The organism is Pseudomonas sp. SJZ131, assembly GCF_007828705.1.
In the GTDB taxonomy this organism is placed as follows: Bacteria; Pseudomonadota; Gammaproteobacteria; order Pseudomonadales; family Pseudomonadaceae; genus Aquipseudomonas; species Aquipseudomonas prosekii.
On sequence record NZ_VIVC01000005.1, the window covers coordinates 43,909 to 51,242 of the forward strand.

The window sequence follows — 7,334 nt, forward strand, 5'->3', positions numbered from 1 at the left end:
ATGTTCAACTCCGACCAGCAAGCCTCGCGCACCAACAGCGTGGCCGCCGCGATCAACCAGCTCGGCGCTGCTGCGCAGGAAATCGCGCGCAATGCCGCACAAGCGTCGAATCAGGCCAGCGATGCCCGCAGCCTCGCCGAGGATGGTCAGCAAGTGGTCGATCGCAGCATCAAAGCGATGAATCAGCTGTCGAGCATGCTCAGCGCGTCGAGCAGCAATATCGAGTCGCTGAACAGCAAAACCGTGAACATCGGGCAGATTCTCGAAGTGATCACCAGCATTTCCCAGCAAACCAACCTGCTGGCGCTCAACGCCGCGATTGAAGCGGCGCGCGCGGGTGAAGCGGGTCGCGGCTTTGCGGTGGTCGCCGACGAGGTGCGCAACCTCGCGCACCGCACGCAGGAATCGGCGCAACAAGTGCAGACCATGATTGAAGAGCTGCAAGTCGGCGCCCGCGAATCCGTCAGCACCATGAGCGAGAGCCAGCGCCACAGTCAGGACAGCGTGGAAATCGCCAACCTGGCCGGCGAACGCCTGAACAGCGTGACCCTGCGCATCGGCGAAATCGACGGGATGAACCAGTCGGTGGCGACCGCGACCGAGGAGCAGACGGCCGTGGTGGAGTCGATCAACGTCGACATTACCGAGATCAACACGCTGAACCAGGAAGGCGTGGAAAACCTGCAATCGACGTTGCGCGCGTGTTCCGATCTGGAGCAGCAAGCGGCGCGGTTGAAGCAGTTGGTGGGCAGTTTCCGCATCTGATGTGCGCCTGAAGGCCTCATCGCAAGCAGGCTCGCTCCTACATTGGAATGCATTTCCCTGTAGGAGCGAGGCTTGCCCGCGAAGGCGACCTCACCAACACCCCATCCCTCGCTGATACCCCCGCCCGCAAAACCTCAACCGAACATCTATCCTTGTTAAAGGTCAACCGAGGAAGAGCCACGGCCCAGAGGGATGTTCATCGTGCATATCGCTGACATAACCATGTTCTACGCCCCTGCCAGCGGTGGCGTGCGCACTTATCTGGATGCAAAACATCGTCGCCTGAGCATCAAGCCGGGCATTCGTCACAGTCTGTTGATCCCCGGTTCACACTTCAGTGAACAGGACGGCATCTACACCGTTCCCGCCCCCGCCCTGCCCTTCGGCAAGGGTTATCGCTTCCCGCTGCGGCTGGCGCCGTGGCGCAACGTTCTGCAGGATTTGCAGCCGGATCTGATCGAAGTCGGCGATCCGTACCTCACCGCATGGGCGGCACTGGATGCGCGGCGGCAACTCGACGTGCCGGTGATCGGCTTTTACCACTCGGACTTGCCGCTGCTGGTGAGTAATCGCATGGGCAACTGGCTGACGACCAATGTCGAAGCCTACGTCAGCAAACTGTATGGCAACTTCGACCGGGTGCTGGCGCCCAGCCAAGTGATGGCCGACAAACTCACCGGTCTCGGCGTGCGTAATGTCTTCGTGCAGCCACTCGGCGTCGATTTGCAGACATTCAATCCCGGCGCCCGCGATCCGGAGTTGCGCGCCGAGCTGGGAATTGCTGAAGACACCCGGCTGCTGATCTTCGCTGGCCGTGGTTCGAAAGAGAAAAACCTGCCGGTGCTGCTCAATTGCATGAAACGCCTCGGCCCGCGTTACCACTTGTTGCTGGTCGGTTCCTCAATGCCGGCGCAGGTGCCGGACAATGTTAGCGTGATCGATGAGTTTTGCCCGGCGCCGCAAGTCGCGCGGCTGATGGCCAGTGCCGACGCGCTGCTGCATGCCGGCGATCAGGAGACTTTTGGCCTGGTGATCCTCGAAGCCATGGCCAGCGGGATTCCGGTGGTCGCAGTGGCCGCCGGGGCGTTCAGCGAAATCGTCAGCGAACATTGCGGTTTGCTCTGCGCGCCGAACAATCCCTTGGCGATGGCCAATGCCGTGCGCGAATTGTTCAGCCAGGGCAGCGTCACGCTCGGCCAGCAGGCGCGGCAACATGTCGAGCGCCATTACGCCTGGGACGCGGTGGTCAACAGCCTGCTCGGGCATTACCACGCGGTGCTCGGCAGCCATATGCCGCTGGCCGCGAATGGTTGAAAGCGATGAATCCGCCAACCCTGTTACTGGTCCTGCACGATGTCGCGCCGCAAACCTGGGCGGATTACCAACCTTTCGTCGACGCTGTCGATGCCTTGGGTAATGTGCCGATCACCTGGCTGGTGGTCCCCGATTTTCACAAAAACAATCAGCTTGCAGCGCATGGAGATTTTCGCCGAATGCTCGACAGCCGCGTCGCGCGCGGTGACGAACTGGCGCTGCACGGCTACTTCCATTGCGACGACGGGCCGCCGGCGCATTCCCCGCGAGACTGGTTCATGCGTCGCGTCTACACCCACGAAGGCGAGTTCTACAGCCTCTCGCAAACCGCCGCCCTCGCGCGTTTGCAGGCTGGCATTGAGGTGTTTCGCCGTTACAATTGGCCGCTCGAAGGTTTTGTCGCGCCGGCCTGGCTGATGAGTGATGGCACCCGCCAGGCATTGCGCCAGTTGCCATTGAGTTACACCAGCGACCCGCAACATCTGTATCGTCTGCCGGACTTTTGCGTGATCGACGCCCCCGGGCTGGTCTGGAGTGCGCGCAGTGCGTGGCGGCGCGGGTTGTCGAAAGTCATCAGCGATCAGCGCGAACAACGCTGGCGGCAGGCGCCGGTGATTCGCCTGGGCCTGCACCCGGTGGACATGCGCCACGCCTTTTCGCGCAATTATTGGCTACAAACACTTAAACGCTTAATGGATGAGGGCCGTGTGCCAATGACCAAGGCCAACTGGCTGGAGCTGCAACCTGATCGTATCGGCCACGGCGCATGAGTCGCGGGATTCTGCTGTTTCTTGCGTTGCTCGCGGCGGTGATGATTCCGCTGGTGCTGGGCGGCAATGAAACCTGGTCGCGGCTGCAAAGCTTTCCGCTGAGCGGATTGCTGATCATGTTCGGCATGATTTTGCTGTGCTGGGTGGTCAACACCATGCGCTTGCGCCTGTTGCTCGGCGATCAACGGCACAAAGTCACGCGGGTCAAAAGCCTGGGTGTGGTCATGGCGGCCGAGTTCGCCTATTGCGCCACGCCCGGCGGCAGCGGCGGACCGCTGACGATCATGGCACTGCTGGCGCGCAACGGCGTGCGCCCGGCGCGTGGCAGCGCGGTGTTTGCCATGGACCAGTTGAGCGATCTGCTGTTTTTCCTCTGCGCGCTCAGCGGGATCTTGATTTATGCCCTGTTCCAGCACCTCAGCCAACGCATGGAATGGCTGCTGACGGTGAGCGCGGTGTCGATGTTTGGCGGGCTGCTCTGCTGTATTGCGGTGGCGCGTTATCACCGTTTGCTGATTCGCCTGGGCGGTCGGCTGCTGGTGCGGCTCAACGTCAAAGGCTCTACGCGGATGCGCTGGGCGCGCAAACTCCTGCATTTTCTGGCGGCATTCACTGACACGCTGAAACTGCCGGTGCCGACGCTGATCAAGGTGTTTGCCCTGACGTGCGTGCATTGGATTTTGCGTTATAGCGTGCTGTACCTGGCGTTGCGCGGTTTGGGCGCGGACTTGCAGTGGGCCTGGAGTTTTCTGATCCAGATGCTGTCGTTGAGTGCGGGGCAGTTCAGCCTGTTGCCGGGCGGTGCCGGGGCGGCGGAGTTGACTTCGGCAGCCTTGCTGGCGCCGATGGTGGGCAAATCGACCGCAGCGGCGGCGATCCTGATTTGGCGAGCAGTGACGTATTACTTTTATCTGGTGGTCGGTGGGCCGGTGTTTCTGATAATGCTCGGGCGACCACTGTTGAAGAAGTTGATGAAGTTCAAACAGGCCTGAATCTCAGTCCTCTTCAGACTGCGGTTTCAACTCTTCCCACAACTGCGCGGCGTCCGGGAAATCGGTGCCGTCGTCCGGGCTCAGCTCATCCGGGTCGTAGCGGCTCAAACAACCTTCGCCCAATGTCGCGGGGGCTTTGGATGTGGCTTTGTCGAGTGGATCGCTCATGTTTGTCTCCCGGTTCAAATCGTTCCCACGCAGAGCATGGGAACGCGCTTGCACTGAGCTTAGAACACCACGGTTTTATTGCCGTGCACCAACACCCGGTCTTCCAGGTGATAACGCAGACCGCGGGCCAGGACCATTTTTTCGACGTCGCGACCGAAGCGCACCATGTCTTCGATGCTGTCGCTGTGGCTGACGCGCACCACGTCCTGCTCGATGATCGGGCCGGCGTCGAGTTCTTCGGTGACGTAGTGGCAAGTTGCGCCGATCAACTTCACGCCACGCAGTGAAGCCTGGTGGTACGGCTTGGCGCCGACAAACGACGGCAGGAAGCTGTGGTGAATGTTGATGACTTTGTGCGCGTATTCGCGGCACAACTCCGGCGGCAGAATCTGCATGTAACGGGCAAGTACCACCACTTCGGCGTCGTGCTGTTTGACCAGACGCGAGACTTCGGCGAAGGCCGGTTCTTTATCCTGTGGATTGACCGGCACGTGGTAATAAGGAATGCCGTGCCATTCGACCATGCTGCGCAAGTCGTCGTGGTTGGAAATCACGCAGGAGATTTCGCAGTCCAGTTCATCGCTGTGCCAGCGGTGCAGCAAGTCCGCCAGGCAGTGCGACTCGCGGCTGGCCATCAACACCACGCGCTTCTTCTGCTCGGTGTCGGTGACACGCCAGTCCATCGAGAACTCTTCGGCGATTGGCGCAAACGCCTCGCGGAAGGCTTCAAGACCGAATGGCAGCGAGTCGGCACGAATTTCGTGACGCATGAAGAACCAGCCGCTCAGATTGTCCGAGTGGTGGCTCGCTTCAGTGATCCAGCCGTTATGTGACGCCAGAAAGTTACTGACTTTAGCAACGATACCGACGCGGTCCGGGCAAGCAATCACCAGCCGAAAAGTGCGCATTTGGGTCAAACTCCAGAACTTCGTAAAGGCCGCCATTCTAGCGATTGCGCAGCAAAACTGCAGTATTGATGATGCCGCGCTCGGCACATTGGGCGCAGGCGCGGCTGGCGCCAGCATCACGCGCTGGCGTAATGGTGCTCACACCAGCGTTCTTCAAGCATGCAATTGTGAATATCTGTGTTGACTGCATCACACTATTTAACTGCACATTGAATTTATGGCTATTTGATCGCAACTCATTTAAATAAAACCCGGGTTAAATGTTTACTTGCTGAAACACCCTGACTATTATTGCCGCACTGTCCCTGCCATCCCGTTTCCTGCATAAGGTAATTCTCATGTCCTTGATCAACGAATACCGCGCCACCGAAGAAGCTATCAAAGAGCTGCAAGCCCGTTTGAAGAATCTGTCCCAAGACGACAAACTGCAAACCGAGCTGGAATTCGAAGGCAAGCTGCGCACCCTGATGGGTGAATACTCCAAGTCCCTGCGTGACATCATTGCGCTGTTGGATCCTGAGTCCAAGTCCAAGGCACCACGTGGCGGCGCAGTAAAAACTACTGGCACCAAGCGTGCGCGCAAAGTTAAACAATACAAAAACCCGCACAATGGCGAAGTCATCGAAACCAAAGGTGGCAACCACAAAACTCTGAAAGAGTGGAAAGCCAAGTGGGGCGGTGACGTGGTTGAAGGCTGGGCTACCCTGCTGGGCTAAGCTGCACGCCGTCACAGAATGATTATGTGACACAAAAGAACGCCAGCGAATGCTGGCGTTTTTTTATGCCTGTGATTCAGCCGGCAATCATTCACTGTTGATGTTCAATCGTTGGCGTAGTCGATCGACATGAATCATCCATTGATTGAGTACTTCCTGCTGAAACGATGTAGCGCTATTGGCCAATTGCGCCGCGTCGCGTGCAAAAGATTCGAGGGTATTTGGCGCGCCCCATTCTGGAGCAGACAAACGTTGCTGACAGAATATGCGCCAGCGTTCTTGCTCTTCCACACTCAGCGTGTCGGGGAAGTTACGGGCGCGATAGCGAAACAATAATTCAGGTAAACGTTCGTCATCGAATGGCCATTGTTGTTGCGCTAATTGCAGCGGGTCGGCGGCCCTGACTTGATCACATAGACGCCGATCGCGATCACCGATAAAGCCATCATATAACTGCTGTTCCGGGTCTTCGCTGGAAGTGAAAGCCTCGCTGGCGTAAATCGCCATGACTTTATCGCGCCAAACTTGTTGTGCGTCACTTAGCCGCAGCGCGCGCTGCTGATACAGCGCCATATCCAGGCCCAGGCGTTGCTGATCTTCAGGGCGAAGTACCGACAACGGTGCGACCACCGGGCACTTGTTGATATGAATGAGTTTGAGCGGCACCGGCAATTCGCCTTCGGCCAGATCATCGCGTCGGGTGTAGAGGCGCTGGCGCAATGTTTCGGCATCGACGTCGAGCAAGCCCTGCGGATCGAGGTGCAAGTCGCAGACGATCAGCGCGTTCTTGTTGCGCGGATGCCACGCCAGCGGCAGCACCACCCCGACAAAACTGCGCGCTGCCGAAAACCGCCCGGAGATGTGCACCATCGGCTGCAACAAGCGAATCTGATCCATGACTTTCTGTTTGCTGCGCAACTGGAACAGCCAGTCGTACAACTTCGGTTGTTTCTGCCGAATCAAGCGCGCCAGGGCAATCGTCGCGCGCACGTCGGACAAGGCCTCGTGAGCGTTGCCGTGATCGATGTTGTTGGCCACCGTCAGCCGATCAAGCTTGAGCGTCACCCGCCCCTGGTCATCCGTTGGCCACTGCAGACCATCGGGACGCAAGGCATAGGCTGCGCGCACCACATCAATCAGGTCCCAACGGCTGTTGCCGCCCTGCCACTCGCGGGCATACGGGTCGAAAAAGTTTCGATACAGGCTGTACCGGGTCATCTCGTCATCGAAACGCAAGGTGTTGTAACCCGCGCCGCAAGTGCCGGGTGCCGCGAGTTGCGCGTGCACCCGCGTCATGAAATCGGCTTCGCTCAAGCCCAGCTCGGCGAGGCGGCTCGGGGTGATACCGGTAATCGCACACGCCGCCGGGTGCGGCAGGATGTCGTCACTGGGCTGGCAATACAGATTGACCGGCTGGTCTATTTCATTGAGCTCAAAGTCGGTGCGAATCCCGGCGACTTGCAAGGGGCGGTCGCAACGCGGGTTGATGCCAGTGGTTTCATAGTCGTACCAGAAGATCGAAGTCACGGGCTGTTCCTGAACTGAAGTCGGGCAAAGTCTAGGCGCACACCGGGCGTTGCGGCCAGTGCTCTGGCGATTCAATCATTTCAGCGTTTGCAGCGTGCACTACATAGTTATGTCGTTTTTACCCGAGAGGCTGCTAGCATCGGCCCCAGATTGCTTGCCGATCCGGCCTCATCA

Annotated in this window: 8 protein-coding genes; 5 read left to right on the forward strand and 3 right to left on the reverse strand. The window is 58.9% G+C overall.

Annotated elements, in window-relative coordinates; genetic code table 11:
- From FBY12_RS28215 to FBY12_RS21260, 4 genes are all read left to right on the forward strand, one after another.
- Window positions 1-765, forward strand: coding sequence for a methyl-accepting chemotaxis protein (locus FBY12_RS28215; protein ID WP_371927523.1), 765 nt, complete (start codon window positions 1-3; stop codon window positions 763-765).
- Between the two features lie 192 nt (window positions 766-957).
- Window positions 958-2,079, forward strand: coding sequence for a glycosyltransferase family 1 protein (locus tag FBY12_RS21250; RefSeq protein WP_178111786.1), 1,122 nt, complete (start codon window positions 958-960; stop codon window positions 2,077-2,079).
- 5 nt (window positions 2,080-2,084) lie between these two features.
- Window positions 2,085-2,849 carry a DUF2334 domain-containing protein gene (locus tag FBY12_RS21255; protein WP_145255637.1) on the forward strand — a complete coding sequence of 255 codons (765 nt, stop codon included), beginning with the start codon at window positions 2,085-2,087 and terminating at the stop codon, window positions 2,847-2,849.
- Complete coding sequence (locus FBY12_RS21260) at window positions 2,846-3,841, forward strand: lysylphosphatidylglycerol synthase transmembrane domain-containing protein (RefSeq protein ID WP_109520016.1); 996 nt, start codon at window positions 2,846-2,848, stop codon at window positions 3,839-3,841. The genes FBY12_RS21255 and FBY12_RS21260 overlap by 4 nt, the downstream gene beginning before the upstream one ends.
- A gap of 3 nt (window positions 3,842-3,844) precedes the next feature.
- On the opposite strand, the gene FBY12_RS27695 is transcribed toward FBY12_RS21260, so the two are convergent.
- Both FBY12_RS27695 and purU read right to left on the reverse strand, forming a co-directional pair.
- Window positions 3,845-4,009, reverse strand: coding sequence for a hypothetical protein (locus tag FBY12_RS27695; protein WP_178111787.1), 165 nt, complete (start codon window positions 4,007-4,009; stop codon window positions 3,845-3,847).
- Between the two features lie 59 nt (window positions 4,010-4,068).
- Window positions 4,069-4,917 (reverse strand): formyltetrahydrofolate deformylase, encoded by an 849-nt coding sequence (gene purU / locus FBY12_RS21265; protein WP_121731275.1) that lies wholly within the window; start codon window positions 4,915-4,917, stop codon window positions 4,069-4,071.
- Window positions 4,918-5,255: 338 nt separating this feature from the next.
- Here purU and mvaT point away from each other — a divergent pair, with 338 nt between their 5' ends.
- Window positions 5,256-5,633, forward strand: a complete 378-nt coding sequence (mvaT, locus tag FBY12_RS21275) for a histone-like nucleoid-structuring protein MvaT (protein WP_007945872.1) — start codon at window positions 5,256-5,258, stop codon at window positions 5,631-5,633.
- 87 nt (window positions 5,634-5,720) lie between these two features.
- On the opposite strand, the gene sbcB is transcribed toward mvaT, so the two are convergent.
- Entirely contained in the window at window positions 5,721-7,160 is a 1,440-nt protein-coding gene (gene sbcB, locus FBY12_RS21280) for an exodeoxyribonuclease I (protein ID WP_145255641.1), read from the reverse strand.
- Window positions 7,161-7,334: the final 174 nt, after the last annotated feature.